Consider the following 17,814-nt stretch of genomic DNA (forward strand, 5'->3'; position numbering starts at 1 on the left):
TTTCCTACAAAATGTTGATAACATTTTCAGGCGGACGCCCGATGATGGCCTTGCCATTGGCAAGTACAATAGGGCGTTCAATTAACTTTGGTGTTGCGACCATTGCAGCAATGAGAGCTTGAGAGTTTAAAGCGGTGTCAGCTAAGTTTTGTTGCTTGTATTCAAGCTCTTTAGTGCGCATCATTTGGCGTGGTTCAAGCTCTAATAACGTTAATATATGCTTAATTTCATCGGTTGTTGGTGGGGTTTTAAGGTATTCGATGATAGTAACCTCTGCGTTATTGGCCTGCAAAAGGGCGAGGGTTTCACGGCTTTTTGAACAGCGAGGGTTATGATAAATAGTGGCTATTGTCATTATTATTATTCTTCCGTATTTAAACTGCTGCAATAAAGGCGGTAATACACCGCGTTAACAGAGATTATTGTATAAAATTTTAACTAGAATTGTCAGTCTATTTCAAAGAATCCATTGCTTTTTCAGCCAGCCTAAATTGCCTAATACGGGCATTAATTCTTGCGGTTTGCAGGCTGTTATTCTCGGTATAACGGTGTGCATAATTAAGTTGATCAATCGCACCTTTATAATTGGCAGCTAATGCCATCACTTCAGCCCGACTGTAATGAGAAAGTGCTTTGTTGCCTTGCTTTTGGTAAGCGTCAATCATAAGTTGATAAGGTAACATGTTGTTTTTATCTAAAAAGATTACCGTTTCTAATAAGGGTATTGCTTTTTGTGGTTGATTAGCTTCTATGTAGATATGAGCAAGATTGATGTTTATCACTGTTGAGGTTGGCATTAAACTTAAGCGCGACGCTAGCAGCTCAATCGCACTGTTATAATCTTGTTGTTGATCATATAAGTCACTTAGTGTGTCGACATAAAAGAGGTTGTTGTTATCTTTTGCGATGAGTTCGTCAATAATGACCTTTGCCTCATCAAAGCGCTTTAACCTAAATAAAGCCAATGCTTTACCATACAAGGCGGCATCTTTAAATTTGTAAGTTTTTCTTTTAAGTTGTTCTTCAAATAAAGACAACGCAGCGTTGTCACTCATGCTAGAAAAGCGGACTTCAATTCTGGCTTTAGCAAGATGATAATTTAAATTATCAGGCACATAATGTTTAGGGTATTGCGCAGCGCGGTTGCGTGCTTCACTGATACGTGACTCTGGCAGGGGATGGGTTAATAACATTTGTGGCAATTTAGTGGTAAAGCGATAGCGAGCTGCGAGTGTGGAGAAGAAATCTGCTGCCCCGTTGGGGTCAAATCCTGCATCAACCAAAATACGCATGCCGATGCGATCGGCTTCTTTCTCATGTTGGCGCGTGTAATTAATTTTTGCTTGTGTAGCTAATGCTTGTGTTGTCGCTAATGCAGCCATACCTGCTTGTGGCGCGGCAATCGTTAATAGAATAGCGCCAAGCATGCCAGCGATGGTTGCTGTTGAGGTTTTTTCTTGTGCTTCAATGGTTCGTGCAAGGTGGCGTTGGGTAACGTGGGTAATTTCGTGCGCAAGTACTGATGCAAGTTCACTTTCAGTATCGGCATTTAAAAATAATCCGGTATGTACGCCAACATGACCTCCGAAAAAAGCAAATGCGTTAATTTCATCATTTTGCAATAAAAAGAAATAAAATGATGTTTTTACTCCGGTGGCGTGGGCGACCAGTTTGTTACCTAGCTCAGAAAGGTATTGATTTAAAACAGGGTCATTTAACATTGGGGCAGAGGAACGAATCACTCGCATATAAGCATCACCATAGCTTATTTCTTTTTCTAAACTAAAGGTGTTTACTGCGGCAGTGCCAAGATCGGGAAGATCATTGTTAGCAAAACTGCTAGCGACATTAGCTAAGCTAAAAATAGTCAATGCACTGATTAATAATTTTTTTAAAAAAGCCCTACAAGGTAATGTTTGCAATGGATACCTTCATTCATCATGAAATACAAGTTAATACACAAAACACAATCACAGAATACGTTCTTATCTTGTGGTTTGTTTTGCAAGCTAGGATAATAGCCTTAGTTTGTTTAAAGCAAGATCATTATGAAAATTATTGATTTAACTCCTTACCGTTGTCCATATCCTTTGGTTCAGGTAAAGCTATTGCTCAAAAAAATGAAAATTGGCGATAATGTCGTTGTTTATCTATCAGACTCTGGATCACGCCAAGATGTTCCCGTATTCGTTAAAAATATGGGGTTTACGGTAGTTGTTACTGAAAATACCGCGACACAATTGGCATTGATTATATCTAAGTAAAATTATTTTAATTTTAAAATAAGGCGTTTAAATGCTTTCGTATTTAGGAAATTGGTACAAAACTCGATTCAGTGATCCACAAGCGATCACTTTGCTGCTTATCCTGGTTGGTTTGGGATTAACGCTGTATTTTGGTGCCTCATTGCTGGCACCATTGTTGATCGCTCTGGTTCTGGCCTTTTTATTAGAATGGCCTGTACAGCAAATGACGCGCATTGGCTTAAACCGAACCGCAGGTGCATCGATTGTGTTGTTAGTCTTTTTTAGCGCAATGTTCATTATTTTATTAGTGTTGGTGCCCAGCATTTGGAAGCAGGGCGTTAGCTTATTAACTGACTTACCCAACATGCTTGATAAAGGCATGCTCGCACTGCAAGAATTTAGTGCCCAATATCCACAATTTGTGAGTGCGGAGCAGCTTGACCAGTTATTTGTTCAACTAAAACGATTGCTTGACACACAGCATATATTCGATTTTGGTAAGCAGCTTTTAGGGTTTTCAGCTTCTCTATTAGTGTTAATGGTGTACGCGATTTTGGTGCCGTTATTAGTGTTTTTCTTTCTAAAAGATAAACAAATACTGGTTCAAGGCAGCAAACGCTTCTTTCCGTCAAATCGTGCTTTAGCTTCAAGTGTTTGGTCTGAAATGGAACAACAAATTTTTAACTACATTCGCGGTAAGGTGATAGAAATTGTCATTATCGGTGTGGTCAGTTATATCTTCTTTGCGGTGATGGGGTTGCGGTATTCAGCACTACTTGGGGTATTAACTGGGTTATCGGTATTAATCCCTTATGTTGGCGCAACGTTAGTTACCTTGCCGATTGCATTAGTGGCCTTTTTTCAATGGGGTGTTAGCCCTGAGTTTGGTTATTTATTACTTGGCTACGGTATTATTCAAGCGTTAGATGGTAACTTATTAGTGCCTATTTTATTTTCTGATGCGGTTGATTTGCATCCGGTTATTATTATCGCTGCGGTGTTGGTATTTGGTGGGTTATGGGGCGTGTGGGGAGTATTCTTTGCTATTCCACTTGCATCACTTGTTAAAGCAGTAATCAATGCTTGGCCTGTGAATCAAGGACAAGAAACAAGCGTCACCAGCGGATGATGGTGTAAATCATCGCAGGGTTAAATCGTTATTGTTTGATGGTTTAAATAAAAAAGGTGGCTCAATGCCACCTTTTTAGATCTTGTGAGTTTTAGAGCAATTCATTTTATTATGAATCAATAACATATCAGCCGTTTATTTTCGGTTATTTATACTGACCTATTATTTGTTTTTATTGCTTATTTCAGACGTTGTTTGTTCATTTTCAGCAGGCAATGGCTTATCTGGTTGAGGCTTCTTTTGTTGCTTATCTTGATTTTTTGGCTCACCAAATTGAGGTAATTTAAATTTATTTGAGCGGCTAAATATTGATACATTACTGATGACGATAGCAATCAGCAAAATAATGATTAACCACAACTCTATACCTTCAAGTTCCATCAATACCTCAATTTACATAAAAACTGTGTCATGGTGAAATTAAATGATATTAATCAACCGCTAAGCGTAATTCGCATTTGCGAATATCTTCAGGTGTATCAACTTCTGGTGAGTCAAAGGCACTGATAGCAACTTTGATTTTATAACCATGCTCTAGTGCGCGCAGTTGTTCTAATTTCTCTAAATCTTCAAGTTTACCTAAAGGCAGTTTGGCAAAGGCGTTAACAAATCTGCGAGTGTAAGCATAAACACCTAAATGTTTATACACAGGGTAATCATTGGTATCGCGGCCAAATGGAATACAAGAACGTGAGAAATACAAGGCGTTAAAGTCATTGTCAAAAACCATTTTCACGTGCAATGGGTCATCTCTTTCTTTTATATCGACAAGTTCAAAGCCTAATGTTGCCATTTCAAATTCACCTGGGTGGCGATGAAATAGGGTCACAATTTGTTCAATTGAAATAGGGTCGATCAGAGGTTGATCGCCTTGTAAATTAATGACTAGGTCATCATCATCTAAACCAAGTTGGTCAATTGCATCATTAATTCGATCCGTACCAGAGGCGGCATTAGGGTCGGTCATTACCACTTTTCCACCAAAAGACTCTACCGCATCTTTAATGCGATCATCATCCGTTGCAACATAAATACTGTCTAGACCTTTTGCTAATGAGGCACGTTCAAATACATGTTGGATCATGGGTTTGCCGTTGATCGGTGCTAGTGGTTTTCCCGGAAAACGACTTGAACCATAACGAGCTGGAATCAATAGAATGACTTTCATTATTAACCTTTACAAGATGTCGAAATAAAAGGGCTCAATTAGAGCCCTTAATATGCAAGTAAAAACAGTTACTTGCGTTAAGTTACTTATTGGTAACTTTTACTATTATATACGACGGAAAAGCTTAGTGAGCATTTCGTCGGTGACTTTTTCTTCCCAGCCTTCGCCATAAACATTGTCCCAAAGTGGGCCCATGCTCTTGGTGACAGCGACCATTTTAGCAATGGTTTCATCTGGTAAATCTTTACAGATATTCTGTGGCAAGGTGATGTTGTGAATTTCCATCATTTTACGGAATTCAGCAACGCCTTCAGGATAGAATTCTTCAAGCACGTTAAAGGCGAGGCAGTTACCAATACCGTGGTGATAACCCAGTACGTATCCTAAGCCATAAGAAACAGCATGACATGCACCAACTTGGCTATAAGCGATGCTCATGCCGCCCATATAAGAGGCCATCATCAACTTGTCATCTTTTTCTGCGTGATCATCAAGAAAGACTTGACGACAAAGATCCATTGATTTTTCAGCGAACGCTTTAGCAAATTCGTTTAAATAGGTCCCTTCTAGCGATTCTACACAATGAATAAAGCAATCCATTCCGGTGTAGAACCACTGCTCGGTAGGCACACCAGCAATTAACTCTGAGTCCATAATAATTTGATTAAATACCGTGTAATCAGAATTTAAACCAAGCTTACGCACTGGGCCACATAGTACTGCTGTACGCGATGCTTCAGCACCTGTACCCGATACGGTTGGAATACCAATATGATGAATTGCTGGATTGTTAATTAAGTCCCAGCCTTGGTATTTAGCGCTGCCGCCTTCATTGGTTAACATTAAAGAAACTGCTTTGGCTAAATCTAATGTTGAACCACCACCAAGACCAACAACACTGACCGGTACATTTGTATTGAATGCTTGTACTTGTTCAGTCAAATCATCAACTTGTTTCGTTGTTGGTTCTTCATCAACATTGACAAAAATCACTAAGTCATGTGGTTTATTCGGTACACGTTCACTCAGTGGTTTGTTTTGATGAACATCATCAACTAGGAATACAACAAAATCACTTTCTGTCTGGCGTTCTTGTGCAAGTACACCGTCAAGTTCGGCAAAAGAACCGCGTCCGAAAATCATTTTTGGTACACATTTAAAGTTTTTAAAACTCATTACAACATTCTCCGTTGAGATTTTTACTGTAAAAAGTAAAGGCTATCCAGCCATGAATACTGGATAGTCAGTTAGGTTGGTTACGCGAATGCGCGCTTAATATTGGCAATACGCTGCGCAATCTCTTCTTCAGTCCATGACAATTTAATTAGCATCGAAATTGTGCGGCTCATAATGGCATCTGACTGAGGTGTTTGCACTTTGGTGTAATCTGGACGATCTTCAATTAAGGTAATTGGCAACGCGGCAGGAGATTTAAGCTCTTGGATGTGTTTCCAGTTTTTAAGGTAATGCCAGTTATTAATATACCAATAGAAACAACCATCAACGCCGTTTTCAGCCAATTTTTTATTTATCTCAATAGTGCGAGCTTCAGTCGGCATGAAGAAGGTTAAGAAACCTGCAGAGTCTCCGGCTTCATCGGGGATTTCTCTGAAAGACACTTCAGTAATATCGGCCATTGCATCTTTGATGGTTTTCTTATTCGTACGTTGAATATCGATAATTTTATCAAGTTTACGTAGCTGGGCTAATCCCATCGCTGAATTCATTTCTGAAATGCGAAAGTTAAGCCCCATGTTTGGGTGACCTTCAGCGCCGCGGTCGTTGCCAACATGGTCGTGACCGTGATCTGAGAACATATGAGCATTTTCATAAATGTCACTGTTATTAGTAATGATCGCGCCACCTTCACCACAAGTGATGGTCTTAACCGAGTCAAAAGAGTAGCAACCTACGTCACCAATGGTACCAAGTGCTTGACCTTTGTAAGTCGCACCAATGGCTTGGCATGCATCTTCTAAAATGATTAAGTTGTGCTTTTTACATACAGCTTTAATTTCGTCCATTTTAGCCATCGAGCCACACATATGAACCAAGTTAATGGCTTTAGTGCGTGGTGTTATAGCAGCTTCAATTCCTTCTGGAGACAAACAAAGTGTTTCGTCAATTTCAGCAAAAATAGGAATAGCGCCTGCCATAAATACAGCTTCAACAGATGCAACGAAAGTAAACGGAGGGACGATAACTTCGTCACCTGCGCCAATACCTGCTGCAGCCATTGCAGTTTGTAGCGCGGCGGTTCCGCTTGAAACAAGATGCGCATGTTTTGCGTTCATTTTTTCGCAAAGCAGTTGTTCCATTTCGCGAGTTTTCCAGCGATCGTTGCGCATATGGTCGAAGTTATAACGAAAAGTAAAGCCGTTTTCCATCACGTCAGCAACTTCTTGCTTTTCTTCTGGACCAAATAATTCAAAGCCTGGCATGGAAATTATCTCCTAAAAAATTTTAACGTAGTTCGCGTTTAATAAACGGGGCAATTATAACTAGCTTAATGGGCTAACTGCGACTTAATTTTGATAAATATTTGCTTTAAAACAATAAGACCTGCTTATTTGCAGGCCTTTAAATAAACACGTGCTAATTATTTAAACGCCAAGTTAACAATTGGTTACGTGTTGACTTTCGGTGGTCACATCTAAATCAGTTAGTAAGCCATTTTCAATTGAATATATCCAGCCGTGTACTGATAATTCTTGACCTCTTGCCCATGCTTCTTGAACAATACTGGTTGAGGTAACGTTCGCAACTTGCTCAATCACATTGAGCTCACATAAGCTATCAAAACGTGCCTTGTCTTCAAGTGCATCTAAATCATTTTTGTGTAGGCGATAAATGTCTTTTAAGTGGCCTAACCAATTATCAATTAAACCAAATCGCTCGTTGGTCATTGATGCTTTCACACCACCGCAGCCGTAGTGGCCTACCACCATTATGTGCTTCACTTTTAATACATCCACTGCATATTGCAATACCGATAAACAGTTAAGATCAGTATGGATAACCATATTGGCAATATTACGATGAACAAACACTTCACCAGGCATTAAATCAATAATTTGATTTGATGGTACGCGGCTATCAGAACAGCCAATCCATAAATATTCTGGCGACTGTTGCTTTGCAAGCTGTTCGAAGAATGTAGGGTCTTCTTCACTGATACGGTTTGCCCAGCGACGGTTATTATCAAATAGCGGTTTTAATAATTTCATATGCACCTAGTGTTATGTTGTTGTCTCTGTTTAATTATTGAGACTTATTGTTGGGTACGTGTTACCTAGTTCATAGTTGAACTAGGTAATTGAAGTTAAAATGTATTTTTTCGCAATAAGTAAAGCCATGGTGACTAATCGAATTTAATCATTATGCCTCGGGCAGACATTATATAGGAACTCACTTAAACTTTTATTAACAAATGTGTCGTTTTCTAATGTGGCTAATTGTCCGGCATCGGGAATGTGCTTAAATAAGCTTGCACTGATGGTGTCATGCATTAAATAGCTTTCAAGGACTGTGCGTAATTGGTTTTCTAATCCCACCATGATCAATGTCGGCAGCGTAAGCAGCTCAGCATCTTCTAACAGATCACGTTGATAAATACCTTGGCGACAAAATTCAAGTAATGCTTGTGCGTGTTGCTGATCCGTTGGTATTGATAATTGTTTGATAGCAAAGTCAATATCAATGGGCTGTTGCGTTTGTTTTGAAATAAATAGTGGGGCAATTTGTGCGATTAACGTTTGATAGTCAGTGGTGTCTTTGGCGCTATCTATCCATTGTTGATATTTAGCGCAGTTGACTTGAGGTTCAAAACCGACAAAGCTGTTAATCATTGTCAGTGAATTTATCTGTTTGGGTGCCATTAATGTCATTTCAACACCAATTGCCGCGCCTGTCCCTAATCCAATTACATTGACCTTATCAAGGTTAAGCCAATCACATAACGCCAGTATATCGGTCGCAGTGTGGCTTAGCTTAGTGTGTGTATTGGGAATGGTACGATTTTGACCATGGCCCCATAAGTCGACACTGATACAACGATATTGACTGGCTAACGCACTGATTTGTTTTTCCCATACACCTTGGTCATTAAGAAGCCCATGGCAAAAAATCAGAGCTGGGCCACTGCCAGTATCTGTAAAAGGGATCACATGATTTGCATGAGAGGTTTGAAAGGTTTGCATGACTGACTCTTTGAAATAGGTTTAATATTTAACACGCGGTGACCATCAATATCCTAGGCGTAATCGTTGATATTTTTAGGCTATGGCATGTATTAACGTGTGTTGTTTAAGTTGAATTTTATGATGTTTTAGGTATCGGCGCTACAAAAGACACATATTGGTCAATTAATTGCGGTAATACGGCTAATAATTGGGGTTTTAAGTCAACTGAGGCACAGTTAATAATGCTTTTAAGTCTTAAGTGATCAAATCGCTCCAGATAGTCCTGCGCGACAGGATAATAACTAAGATGCCAAGGTTCAGGACTGACGCCACTTAAGCCGGCTTGAAAAGGAAAATAAAATCCAAATTCATGGGCGTGAGCCATTAGCCAGCGATGCATTTCATAACAAGGACCACCAATTAGGTATTCATCAGTGACAAGCTTTAATTGTTGCTGGTTTATATTGTTGGCATCAAATACGTCTATATCGGTGCCCCAATGATGGCGTGAGCTGCCAGGGAAAGCCGACCAAATCAAAATACTTTGCATAATTTGTTCTGGCGATAACAAAGCAAAATCAATAGGCTTTGATTGAGCATCAAGCAACGGTCTACGGCCTTGTGCTTTGGCATTCCATATTGCGCACTGACGCTCAAAGCCCCGGTAAGCAGAACATATTTGTAAATCAAACCCTGCTTGTAAAGCACATTGTTGCAGCTGCAAAAATGCCTCGGCAGTGCGGACTTCTAATTGCCTATCCTGGTATTCAACCAGATGTTGTTCATTGAGCCCATATAAATGGTCTAAATGATGACTACCAAGCTCGGCTATTTGCACAATAATTTTTCCAAAATACTTTCATAACATAAAGTTAAAAGCTCAAGGTCATCAACTTTAACAGATTCATTAACTTTATGAATGGTGGCATTTACCGGACCAAGCTCAATGACTTGAGCCCCTGTTGGTGCGATAAACCGGCCATCTGATGTGCCGCCAGTTGTTTGCGGATCTGTGGCATAACCGGTCACTTCTTCAATGGCTTGCTTGGTGGCTTCTAATAATGGTCCGCCACCGGTTAAAAAGGGAAGTCCGTTAAATACCCAGTCAATAGCATAATCTAATTGGTGCGAATCTAAGATTGCCTCGACACGTTCAATTAAGGCTTGGGCTGTGACCTCGGTTGAATAACGAAAGTTAAACATGACTTTTAAATCACCCGGGATAACGTTTGAGGTCCCAGTACCGCCATTTATATTGGCTATTTGAAAACTGGTTGGTGGAAAAAAGGCATTGCCATTATCCCAGTGCATATTAGCTAATTCAGTTAGTGCTGGTGCTGCTTTATGGATGGGATTGTCAGCTAGGTGCGGGTAGGCTACATGGCCTTGAACGCCCCTAACAACTAAATTTCCGGTTAAACTGCCCCGGCGACCATTTTTTACAATATCACCCAGTTTTAAGGTTGATGATGGCTCACCGACTAACGACCAAGTGATTTTTTCGTTTCGTGCTTCTAATGTATCAATGACACGAGTGGTGCCATTAATAAATGGACCTTCTTCATCACTGGTGATTAAAAACGCTATGGAGCCTTGATGATCCGGATGTTTGGCAACAAAACGTTCAGTTGCAACGACCATTGCCGCGAGTGACCCTTTCATGTCTGCTGCGCCGCGACCATGTAAATAACCATCAATGACCGTTGGGACAAAAGGAGGGGTATGCCAATGGCTGATATCTCCGGTCGGGACTACATCTGTGTGGCCGGCAAAACAGAATACGGGATCGCCTTTGCCACGTCTTGCCCACATATTTGTAGTGTCATCAAATACCATCGACTCTATTTCAAAGCCGCAGTTGCTCAGACGTTGGGCCATAAGAGCTTGGCAACCTTCATCTCGTGGGGTGATTGATGGACGAGAAATGAAATCTTTGGCTAAGGCTAGAACGTCAGTGTCAAGTTTCATTTGTTTAACCACGCTTGATAAGTTTCGGCTTTAAAACCTGTGATGATATGGCCATTATGACTTAGCACTGGGCGTTTGATTAATGTCGGTTGTTGTGCCATCAGTGTGATGGCCGTTTGTTGATTTATATTGGCTTTACTGTCATCACTTAAGGCGCGAAAGCTGGTACTGCGTTTGTTTAATAAGGCTTCCCAACCAATTAATTCTACCCACTTTTGAATTTGGGCTTCATCGATGCCATCTTCACGAAAGTCATGAAAAGTAATGTCGTAGTTATTGTTTTCTAACCATTTACGGGCTTTTCTTACTGTATCGCAGTTTTTAATGCCAAATAAAATCAAAATGGGACTCCCTGTAAAACAACAGCTGAATGCATCAGTTGATGTGTGATGAACTGAAAAGGTAAGCAATAAGATTGTTAGTTATCTGATTTACGGACTAAATAACGCAGTGGCGCATTGTTTTGTTATTGTTGAAAATGAACCCACTTTATAAACCCGCATTGATAGCATAGGGTATCGGCCTTAAGCTAAATAAACGTTTCGCTGTATTGTTGCATTTGCCCACAATAGCGACAAGAGGAAAAATGAAAGAAGTGAAGCAATTAGTGGCATATTCTATCTATTGAATATGCCACGAAAAATCGGTACAGAGGGAAGGGAGTTACATATGAATGGTAAAGATAATATCTTTACCCGCGGTAATCTGACCGTGTTTTTTGTCTAAACGGCCAATGTCTTCCATATTGGCCAGTACGACAGGGGTTAATAAGCTGTCAACTTGACCACGCAGAAATTCAAGATCAAATTCTAAAATGGGGTCACCTGCTTTAACATGCTGACCTTCTTCTGCAAGACGAGTAAAACCGTTACCTCTTAACTCAACCGTACCTACACCAAAGTGAACAAATAGCTCTAATCCTTGCGGTGATTCAATACTAAAGGCGTGATTAGTTTCAAATATCTTACCTATGGTGCCATCAATTGGGGCTAATATTTGTTTGCCCGTTGGGTCAATGGCAATACCGTCGCCCACAATTTTTTCCGCAAAAACAACATCAGGTACCGTCTCAATTTCTACCATTTGTCCTGACACTGGGGCAATAATATCAATGCCGCCAGAAGTTGGTTTCTGTCCAGACATCAAACGACGAATACGGCTTAAAAATCCCATGTTCACTTGGCCTCGGTTTTATTATATTTATGAATACGAATTAGCTGAAAAATGTCATAGGCTAAAAATGAATATCAATTAGTGTACATCGAAAGCGTGATGCTTGTATGCCTTTACTGCCTGAGATATTTCTTCTATTCGTGACAATTGTGACACATGCTGCGCGTGGTCTACAAAGTCTTTATAGTGTCCTGTGACTAAATTGGCTTTAACGGCTAACAAATTAGCAGGGTTAATACTGATATTATCAATACCTAAACCAACCAATAACGGTAATACTTCTGGGTTGCTACCTATTTCTCCACATAAACTGATTTCTTTGTCAGCTTGTTTGCAATGCATAACTGCCATGCTAATCAGCTGTAAAATGGCGGGTGACACTGCGGGATAATTGTTAGCTAATGTTGGATTAGTTCGGTCTGCTGCAAGCGTGTATTGTGCTAAGTCATTACTACCAATACTAACAAAGTTGACCAGTGGCAACATACTTGGCAAGTTAAGAATGGCTGCTGGGGTTTCAAGCACAATACCAATGCTCACATTACCAATGGCTTTTTGTTGCTCAAGTAGTTGGCTTTTTGCTTGTTCTATTAAAACCAGCAGCGCTTCAAGTTCTTCTATTTGACTCACCATTGGAAACATAAGTTTTACGGTGCCGTGACAAGCGGCTCGTAAGATGGCTTTTACTTGTGAAATAAAAATGTGTGGATTTGCGAGCGAGAACCTAATGCCGCGCAATCCAAGTGCAGGGTTGTCTTCATGCTGTTGATTTAACCAAGGAATGTCTTTATCAGCCCCAATATCGAAGGTGCGAATTGTCAAAGGAAGGCCGTTTAGCCCAAATAAGGCTTCGCAATACATTTTGTATTGTTGCTGTTCACTGGGTACGCTATTGGCGTGCATTAAAATGAATTCAGTTCGAAATAATCCAACACCTTGCGCGCCGACATCATTCATTCGAGATATATCACTTAACGTGCCGATATTAGCTAACAACTTAACCCCATGACCGTCTTGAGTTTGGCATTTATCATCTTTAAATTGTTTAAGTTTGAGATGCCGTGTTTGCTCTTGTTGTGCAAGTAATTGAAAGTGTGATTGCAACTTGGCATTTGGCGCGATATATAATGTGCCATTTAAGGCATCGATAATCAGCTCTGTACCATCTGCAATGTCATCTTCATTGATTGTAAATGGGCAATTGAGCAAAGCTGGAATGCCTGCACTTCTAGCTAAAATAGCCGTGTGACTCGTCAAGCCTCCTGACTCCAGTACAATCCCTTTAATATGTTCAAGTGGTAAAATGGCAAACTCCGCTGGAGTGAGGTCATCCGCCAATAAGATGGTGTCGTGCTCTAAAGCAGATAAATCCCATTGCAAGTGGCCATTAAGGGCATTATTAAGACGGGTTGATAAACATAAAATATCGTGACTTCTATTGGCGATATAAGGGTTGTCTATTTCAGAAATTTCAAACGCTTGTTGGCGGAAAATTCGATTAACAGCCACGCTTGCTGACACGCGGTATTGCGTGATATGACGATATAATAATTGGTGTAATTCACTGTCTTCTAATAAAGCGATATCAGCATCAATTAATTGGTAATGGTCACCGTTTTCATTGAGATGATGTTGGCAGCGCAGTAAATACGCAATAAGGTTATTTATGCCCCGCAGTAACTTATCTTTTTCTGCTTCTATGGCATCAAGACGAATCAATGATAAATCTAGCGGATGAGAATTAGAACGAATAGTCAAAGCCTGACCAAACGCGATTCCTGAAGAAACTACTATCCCATCAACTGACATCATTTACCCTTCAGTGTTAACTGTTAAAACAACAGAACAATATTTTTTAACTTAATGTAGCCAGAAGTGAGCCAATTTCATCCACTGCCAATTGCGCTTGTTCCCCACAAGCACTAACGGTAACAGTCACGCCATGATAAAGGCCTAGCGTTTGTAATTTAAACAAACTTTTGGCACTGGCTTGTTTGCCGTTACATTCAACAATGACATCGCAATTAAACAATTTAGCTTGTTTAACAAGCACCGCGGCAGGACGAGTGTGCATGCCATGAGGGGCGGTAATGGTTACTGTTTTTTGGTACATCAAAGACTACTCAGTTAATTAGAGGAAATAATATAACGTAAAAAAGGCACGGCTAATAGGGGGAATGTTCACCACACTAAACAATTTTTAGCGTGATGAACATAGACGACATCCAGAGAATATTTCTTATTATATTGTTGGCTAGACTTTAAATTGACTGAGGTTTTTACTGATGTCATCACTCATGGTTTGCAGCGATTGAGCTGCGTCATGGTTTGAGTCATTTACATGAACCTGTGCTTGAGTTAAATCGGTAATCGTAGTGATATTCACGTTTATCTCTTCAGACACAATTGTTTGTTGCTCAGTCGCTGCTGCTAATTGGCCGTTCATGGCACTAATTTGGTCAATCAAAGATAAAATGCTTTCCATGGCATCACTTGATTCAACCGTTTGTTTTTGTAATTGCACTGATTGATTTTGAGTGGTGCTATTACTGGACATCACTTGTTCTATACCATACTGAATTTGAGTAATAATTTTATTAATTTCATCAGTCGATTGTTGGGTACGTGTTGCAAGGGCACGCACTTCATCGGCAACGACAGCAAACCCGCGCCCATGTGTACCTGCTCTTGCTGCTTCAATAGCTGCATTTAATGCAAGTAAATTAGTTTGTTCAGCAATGCCCATAATGACATCAAGGATACGACCAATTTCATTGGACGAAAGACTTAATGTTTGGGTGACTTGCGCCGCTTGTTGTAACTCATTGACTAATAATTCACTTTGTTTTGCAGTGTTGACCATTTGCTGCTGACTTTGCTGCGTGGTCAGCTTGACACTATTGGCTGTTTCAGATGCATGCAGGGTATTGGATGCCATTTCTTGTGCGGTGCTTACCATTTCAGTCATGGCGGTGGCGACACTTTGAATTTCGTTATTCACACTAGTGGCTGAGATGCGGGTTTCATCTGATCTTTTTAATAATGCGCGTGCATCTTCTTGTAAGTTTTGCCCTAATGGCTGCAGCGTAGAGACCACATCAGATAATTTGGCAACAAAGTCATTAAACTCAACGGACATTTGCGCCACTTCATCCTTACCACAAGTATTAAGCCGCTGGGTAAGATCGCCTTCACCTTTAGCTATATCACGCATCGCTTTAGTGGCTGCATTCAATGGGGCAGTAATTGAGATATTTAAGACGATGAAGAATAAGAAAATAGGAATAGAAATCATTAACATGATAACTAAAAAACGTCCAATAATAGGGAGTAAATGGTCATTGACGACCGCAACGGGTGATTGGATGATAACCGTTAGACCTAAATGGTTCTTTTTCGCGAAAGCGAAATAGCTGGTTTGCTGGCTATTGGCAGCTTGTAATTGTAATTGGACGGTTTTACCCGTTGCGGCTGCATTGACGATTTGTTGGTAGGGTTGGCCGGTAAAATTGCCATTAAGGCTAGAAACTGAACGATTGTGATTTTTAGGATCGGAAGAATCTAATAACACCGTATTATTTTGATTAACGACAATGACCGTTAAAGGGAATTGGTTGACGAGTTTGTCAGTAAACGCGGCAAATTGTTTTAAGGTGCCATTTGGGGCATTCGTTGTCTTTAAATGTGTCTTCCAAGCAGCATCTATGTTTTCAAATTGTGTGTTTAATTGCCTGTACTCTTGTTTTACTAGCGAATTGTACTGTTCGTTCACAGAAAAACTCGCAAAACAGAGCGTGCCAAGTGCTGCTAGCATAAGCATGATGATTAATCGTTGTAAAATACTGAATTGGCGTAAAAAACGGGTCATTAAAACCTCTACTACTTTTTATATATAAAGTGGCATTAAACATGATAAATGAACATGAATATATGACTCACTTCACATTGAGCTTAGGTAAGCTAAGATTTAGTGCATAAACCTGCAAAAAGTAACATTACAAATACAATCTGAATCGCTAAATCAAACAGTTAATTTGCAAATGCACTTGTTTGGTTAATTAATGGTCTAGCAAGTTGTTTTTGTTTTGATTTTTAATCGTTTTCCCCGCAAGATAAATAGATTGAACATAGAAGGTGAAACAATATGGTTACCCCATCAAATGTAGTGAACAATGATGATATTTTATTAAAGTTATGCCATTCAGTTGCAGGCGTTTTATCAAGTACCAGTGGTACACATATTTCCCATGCGGGTATGGTTCAAAGCATTTCTCGCACCCGTTTAAAGCCTGATTTAGGCTGTTTTTCTATTTTTGATGGTGGGTTTTCTGGTTTAGTTGTTATCAACTTCTCAGCAGAAGCTGCCATCGAAATCTATCGTAAATACATGCTGAACATGGGAATGCCTGAATCTGAATTAGCTTTCTCACACACTTCTGAGGATGTCAGTAATGTGATGGGCGAACTCATGAACCAAATTCTGGGTGACTTTATCAGCAAAATATCTAAAGAGTTGCAAACCTCTATTAGTCAGTCACAACCGAAAATGTTAACCATTAATAAAGAGTTAACGATATCGGTTGATACCAATCTTGATGACGGTGTCGCGCGACGGGTATCGTTTAAAACGCAAAATAATCATATTTTCTATTTAGAATTTGCCATGGACAGAACCGAATTCATTTTGTCTTCAGAATTTGAACAAGATGAAGAGTTCGATCCCGATTCATTATTTGAAGCTCACAGTAATTTATCTGAACAAAAAAGCACGAAACCAGCGGCAGTAAAAGCGGCTACAACAGATGATGCTGACGACTTACTGAGCGAGTTAGGTTTATAATTTCATCACCAACGTTTACTTTGAATAGCATGATTTAACTAAAATTTTAATAATAATAAGGTTGAAGATGATATGGCTTCTAAAGCAACATCGATAGATATTGCCTATCGGGCTGGTGTTTCCCAGTCTACGGTGTCAAGAGCATTGCGAAATAGCCCGTTAGTGAGCCAAGAAACGCGTGAAAAAATACAAGTTATCGCGAAAGAGTTAAATTATAAGGTGGATAAAAACGCCAGTAATTTACGTGCCCAACATAGTCATACTTTAGCGCTGCTCATTTGTGAAGACCCAACCAATGACGAGTCAATGATAAATCCCTTTTTCTTATCAATGCTTGGGTCTATTACGCGGGCAACTGCTCAGCAAGGTTATGATTTACTCGTGTCTTTCCAACAATTGTCCAGTGACTGGCATGCCGATTACGAAGACAGTAATAAAGCGGACGGGATAATCCTGCTTGGGTATGGTGATTATGTTGATTACGCCCATAAACTCGATAAATTGTTAGCGCAAAATACCCACTTTGTTATTTGGGGGGCTGAGCATAACGATAAAGCAGTGTTATCTATTGGTTGTGACAATCACCAAGGCGGTCAGATTGCCACAGAACATTTAATTAATTGTGGCTATCAAGATATTGCTTTTTTGGGTGATAGCTCTAGCCATAGTCCTGAATTTCGCGATCGCTATTTAGGCCATATCGATGAACTTAACAAAGCCGGGTTAACGCTAAGCAACAAAAAACAATTTGCGGCAATTAGCACTGAGAAATCAGGTTTTGAAGCGGCCAATGCCCTGCTAGATAGTGGTCAGTCGTTTGATGCTATTTTTGCTGCCAGCGACTTAATCGCTATTGGTGCTATTAATGCGTTAAATAAGCGTGGCATTAAAGTGCCAGACGACATTGGCGTGATTGGTTATGATGATATTCCTGTTGCCAGTTATGCCCATCCAGCACTTACAACGGTAAAGCAAAACACCAAACTCGCGGGTGAAAAAATTGTTGAGAGTTTATTAAAGCTTATTCGCGGACAAGAAGTAAAACCGCTGCTTATTCCCACTACTATTGTGGTTAGGCAATCTTGCCGTGTAGAGTAAGTTAAAAAATC

Annotated in this window: 19 protein-coding genes; 4 read left to right on the top strand and 15 right to left on the bottom strand. The window is 40.0% G+C overall.

Features of this window, described 5'->3' with window-relative positions:
* Positions 1-4 precede the first annotated feature (4 nt).
* Together arsC and bepA are read right to left on the bottom strand one after the other, a co-directional pair.
* Positions 5-355 (bottom strand): arsenate reductase (glutaredoxin), encoded by a 351-nt coding sequence (arsC, locus tag G3R48_RS03755; protein WP_153663232.1) that lies wholly within the window; start codon positions 353-355, stop codon positions 5-7.
* 97 nt (positions 356-452) lie between these two features.
* Complete coding sequence (gene bepA / locus G3R48_RS03760; RefSeq protein ID WP_323741261.1) at positions 453-1,880, bottom strand: beta-barrel assembly-enhancing protease; 1,428 nt, start codon at positions 1,878-1,880, stop codon at positions 453-455.
* 168 nt (positions 1,881-2,048) lie between these two features.
* Here bepA and G3R48_RS03765 point away from each other — a divergent pair, with 168 nt between their 5' ends.
* Positions 2,049-2,264, top strand: a complete 216-nt coding sequence (locus tag G3R48_RS03765) for a sulfurtransferase TusA family protein (protein ID WP_153663234.1) — start codon at positions 2,049-2,051, stop codon at positions 2,262-2,264.
* Positions 2,265-2,295: 31 nt separating this feature from the next.
* Positions 2,296-3,375, top strand: coding sequence for an AI-2E family transporter (locus G3R48_RS03770; protein ID WP_153663236.1), 1,080 nt, complete (start codon positions 2,296-2,298; stop codon positions 3,373-3,375).
* A gap of 162 nt (positions 3,376-3,537) precedes the next feature.
* Here the strand turns inward: G3R48_RS03770 and G3R48_RS03775 are convergent, their stop codons facing one another.
* From G3R48_RS03775 to G3R48_RS03835, 13 genes are all read right to left on the bottom strand, one after another.
* Positions 3,538-3,756 (bottom strand): DUF2897 family protein, encoded by a 219-nt coding sequence (locus tag G3R48_RS03775; protein WP_153663238.1) that lies wholly within the window; start codon positions 3,754-3,756, stop codon positions 3,538-3,540.
* 49 nt (positions 3,757-3,805) lie between these two features.
* On the bottom strand, positions 3,806-4,543 hold the full coding sequence (gene kdsB, locus G3R48_RS03780) for an 8-amino-3,8-dideoxy-manno-octulosonate cytidylyltransferase KdsB (RefSeq protein WP_153663240.1): 738 nt from the start codon (positions 4,541-4,543) through the stop codon (positions 3,806-3,808).
* A gap of 105 nt (positions 4,544-4,648) precedes the next feature.
* Complete coding sequence (gene kdnB / locus G3R48_RS03785) at positions 4,649-5,719, bottom strand: 3-deoxy-alpha-D-manno-octulosonate 8-oxidase KdnB (protein ID WP_153663242.1); 1,071 nt, start codon at positions 5,717-5,719, stop codon at positions 4,649-4,651.
* An 80-nt stretch (positions 5,720-5,799) separates the two neighbouring features.
* A complete protein-coding gene (gene kdnA, locus G3R48_RS03790; RefSeq protein WP_153663244.1) occupies positions 5,800-6,984 on the bottom strand; it encodes an 8-amino-3,8-dideoxy-alpha-D-manno-octulosonate transaminase KdnA in 1,185 nt (394 codons plus the stop codon).
* A 174-nt stretch (positions 6,985-7,158) separates the two neighbouring features.
* Complete coding sequence (can, locus tag G3R48_RS03795; protein ID WP_153663246.1) at positions 7,159-7,770, bottom strand: carbonate dehydratase; 612 nt, start codon at positions 7,768-7,770, stop codon at positions 7,159-7,161.
* 144 nt (positions 7,771-7,914) lie between these two features.
* Complete coding sequence (locus G3R48_RS03800) at positions 7,915-8,742, bottom strand: alpha/beta fold hydrolase (RefSeq protein WP_153663248.1); 828 nt, start codon at positions 8,740-8,742, stop codon at positions 7,915-7,917.
* Between the two features lie 118 nt (positions 8,743-8,860).
* The gene (locus G3R48_RS03805) at positions 8,861-9,562 is read right to left on the bottom strand and encodes a M15 family metallopeptidase (protein WP_323741260.1); all 702 of its coding nucleotides are present in this window, start codon (positions 9,560-9,562) and stop codon (positions 8,861-8,863) included.
* The gene (gene dapE / locus G3R48_RS03810; RefSeq protein ID WP_153663250.1) at positions 9,553-10,692 is read right to left on the bottom strand and encodes a succinyl-diaminopimelate desuccinylase; all 1,140 of its coding nucleotides are present in this window, start codon (positions 10,690-10,692) and stop codon (positions 9,553-9,555) included. Before dapE ends, G3R48_RS03805 begins: the two co-directional genes overlap by 10 nt.
* Positions 10,689-11,033, bottom strand: a complete 345-nt coding sequence (locus G3R48_RS03815) for an ArsC family reductase (RefSeq protein WP_153663252.1) — start codon at positions 11,031-11,033, stop codon at positions 10,689-10,691. The genes dapE and G3R48_RS03815 overlap by 4 nt, the downstream gene beginning before the upstream one ends.
* A gap of 322 nt (positions 11,034-11,355) precedes the next feature.
* On the bottom strand, positions 11,356-11,865 hold the full coding sequence (crr, locus tag G3R48_RS03820; protein WP_153663254.1) for a PTS glucose transporter subunit IIA: 510 nt from the start codon (positions 11,863-11,865) through the stop codon (positions 11,356-11,358).
* A gap of 78 nt (positions 11,866-11,943) precedes the next feature.
* On the bottom strand, positions 11,944-13,674 hold the full coding sequence (gene ptsP / locus G3R48_RS03825; RefSeq protein WP_153663890.1) for a phosphoenolpyruvate--protein phosphotransferase: 1,731 nt from the start codon (positions 13,672-13,674) through the stop codon (positions 11,944-11,946).
* 46 nt (positions 13,675-13,720) lie between these two features.
* Positions 13,721-13,978, bottom strand: coding sequence for an HPr family phosphocarrier protein (locus tag G3R48_RS03830; protein ID WP_153663255.1), 258 nt, complete (start codon positions 13,976-13,978; stop codon positions 13,721-13,723).
* A 141-nt stretch (positions 13,979-14,119) separates the two neighbouring features.
* A complete protein-coding gene (locus G3R48_RS03835) occupies positions 14,120-15,733 on the bottom strand; it encodes a methyl-accepting chemotaxis protein (RefSeq protein WP_153663256.1) in 1,614 nt (537 codons plus the stop codon).
* A gap of 276 nt (positions 15,734-16,009) precedes the next feature.
* On the opposite strand from G3R48_RS03835, the gene G3R48_RS03840 reads away from it, so the two are divergent.
* Positions 16,010-16,705: a DUF3334 family protein gene (locus G3R48_RS03840; protein ID WP_153663257.1), complete on the top strand. Its 696-nt coding sequence runs from the start codon at positions 16,010-16,012 to the stop codon at positions 16,703-16,705.
* A 72-nt stretch (positions 16,706-16,777) separates the two neighbouring features.
* Complete coding sequence (locus G3R48_RS03845) at positions 16,778-17,803, top strand: LacI family DNA-binding transcriptional regulator (protein ID WP_153663258.1); 1,026 nt, start codon at positions 16,778-16,780, stop codon at positions 17,801-17,803.
* Positions 17,804-17,814 lie beyond the last annotated feature (11 nt).

It is taken from the genome of Shewanella intestini (genome assembly GCF_018221465.1).
Classification (GTDB): Bacteria; Pseudomonadota; Gammaproteobacteria; order Enterobacterales; family Shewanellaceae; genus Shewanella; species Shewanella intestini.

Excerpts from the sequence above, each read along its gene's own strand:
- arsC (WP_153663232.1), bottom strand. The coding sequence starts at position 355 with ATGACAATAGCCACTATTTATCATAACCCTCGCTGTTCAAAAAGCCGT.
- G3R48_RS03765 (WP_153663234.1), top strand. The coding sequence starts at position 2,049 with ATGAAAATTATTGATTTAACTCCTTACCGTTGTCCATATCCTTTGGTT.
- G3R48_RS03770 (WP_153663236.1), top strand. The coding sequence starts at position 2,296 with ATGCTTTCGTATTTAGGAAATTGGTACAAAACTCGATTCAGTGATCCA.
- G3R48_RS03775 (WP_153663238.1), bottom strand. The coding sequence starts at position 3,756 with ATGGAACTTGAAGGTATAGAGTTGTGGTTAATCATTATTTTGCTGATT.
- kdsB (WP_153663240.1), bottom strand. The coding sequence starts at position 4,543 with ATGAAAGTCATTCTATTGATTCCAGCTCGTTATGGTTCAAGTCGTTTT.
- kdnB (WP_153663242.1), bottom strand. The coding sequence starts at position 5,719 with ATGAGTTTTAAAAACTTTAAATGTGTACCAAAAATGATTTTCGGACGC.
- kdnA (WP_153663244.1), bottom strand. The coding sequence starts at position 6,984 with ATGCCAGGCTTTGAATTATTTGGTCCAGAAGAAAAGCAAGAAGTTGCT.
- can (WP_153663246.1), bottom strand. The coding sequence starts at position 7,770 with ATGAAATTATTAAAACCGCTATTTGATAATAACCGTCGCTGGGCAAAC.
- G3R48_RS03800 (WP_153663248.1), bottom strand. The coding sequence starts at position 8,742 with ATGCAAACCTTTCAAACCTCTCATGCAAATCATGTGATCCCTTTTACA.
- dapE (WP_153663250.1), bottom strand. The coding sequence starts at position 10,692 with ATGAAACTTGACACTGACGTTCTAGCCTTAGCCAAAGATTTCATTTCT.
- crr (WP_153663254.1), bottom strand. The coding sequence starts at position 11,865 with ATGGGATTTTTAAGCCGTATTCGTCGTTTGATGTCTGGACAGAAACCA.
- ptsP (WP_153663890.1), bottom strand. The coding sequence starts at position 13,674 with ATGTCAGTTGATGGGATAGTAGTTTCTTCAGGAATCGCGTTTGGTCAG.
- G3R48_RS03830 (WP_153663255.1), bottom strand. The coding sequence starts at position 13,978 with ATGTACCAAAAAACAGTAACCATTACCGCCCCTCATGGCATGCACACT.
- G3R48_RS03835 (WP_153663256.1), bottom strand. The coding sequence starts at position 15,733 with ATGACCCGTTTTTTACGCCAATTCAGTATTTTACAACGATTAATCATC.
- G3R48_RS03840 (WP_153663257.1), top strand. The coding sequence starts at position 16,010 with ATGGTTACCCCATCAAATGTAGTGAACAATGATGATATTTTATTAAAG.
- G3R48_RS03845 (WP_153663258.1), top strand. The coding sequence starts at position 16,778 with ATGGCTTCTAAAGCAACATCGATAGATATTGCCTATCGGGCTGGTGTT.